This is a genomic window from Methylophilus aquaticus, from assembly GCF_030769565.1.
GTDB classification, from domain to species: Bacteria; Pseudomonadota; Gammaproteobacteria; order Burkholderiales; family Methylophilaceae; genus Methylophilus; species Methylophilus aquaticus.
On the sequence record NZ_JAVCAP010000045.1, the window covers coordinates 1 to 971 of the forward strand.

At 48.8% G+C, this 971-nt stretch carries 1 protein-coding gene; it reads left to right on the forward strand.

Translation table 11 applies throughout. The annotated features are described in order from the left end of the window. Positions 1 to 971, forward strand: a 971-nt coding sequence (gene tuf, locus Q9291_RS14115) for an elongation factor Tu (RefSeq protein WP_502306698.1), incomplete at both ends; no start/stop codon positions are given.

A 971-nucleotide genomic window follows, 5' to 3' on the forward strand; every position in this document is an offset into this window, starting at 1 on the left:
TATTGACGAAGAAATTTGGTGGTGAAGCGAAAGCTTACGACCAGATTGATGCAGCACCAGAAGAAAAAGCACGTGGTATTACGATTAATACAGCCCACGTTGAGTACGAGACTGCAAATCGTCACTACGCACACGTTGACTGTCCTGGTCACGCTGACTATGTTAAAAACATGATTACCGGTGCTGCCCAGATGGACGGCGCAATTCTGGTATGTTCAGCTGCTGACGGCCCAATGCCACAAACGCGTGAGCACATCCTGTTGGCCCGCCAGGTAGGTGTGCCATACATCGTTGTATTCTTGAACAAAGCTGACATGGTTGACGATGCCGAGTTGCTGGAACTGGTTGAAATGGAAGTGCGTGACCTGTTGTCTAAGTATGACTTCCCGGGTGATGACACCCCGATCATCCACGGTTCTGCTAAATTGGCCCTTGAAGGTGACCAGTCAGAAATCGGTGAACCCGCTATTTTCAAACTGGCTGAAGCTTTAGACAGCTACATTCCAACGCCTGAGCGTGCCATTGACGGTACATTCCTGATGCCAGTAGAAGACGTATTTTCTATCTCTGGTCGTGGTACTGTAGTGACTGGCCGTATCGAGCGCGGTATTGTTAAAGTCGGCGACGAAATCGAAATCGTTGGTATCAAGCCAACACTGAAAACCACTTGTACTGGCGTTGAAATGTTCCGTAAATTGCTTGACCAAGGTCAAGCTGGTGACAACGTAGGCGTATTGCTGCGTGGTACCAAGCGTGAAGAAGTTGAGCGCGGTCAGGTGTTGTCTAAATCTGGTTCAATCAAGCCACACACCAAGTTCACTGCTGAGATCTACGTGTTGGGTAAAGATGAAGGTGGTCGTCATACACCATTCTTCAATGGCTACCGTCCACAGTTCTACTTCCGTACCACTGACGTGACTGGTGCAGTTGAATTGCCAGCAGGTACTGAAATGGTGATGCCTGGTGATAAC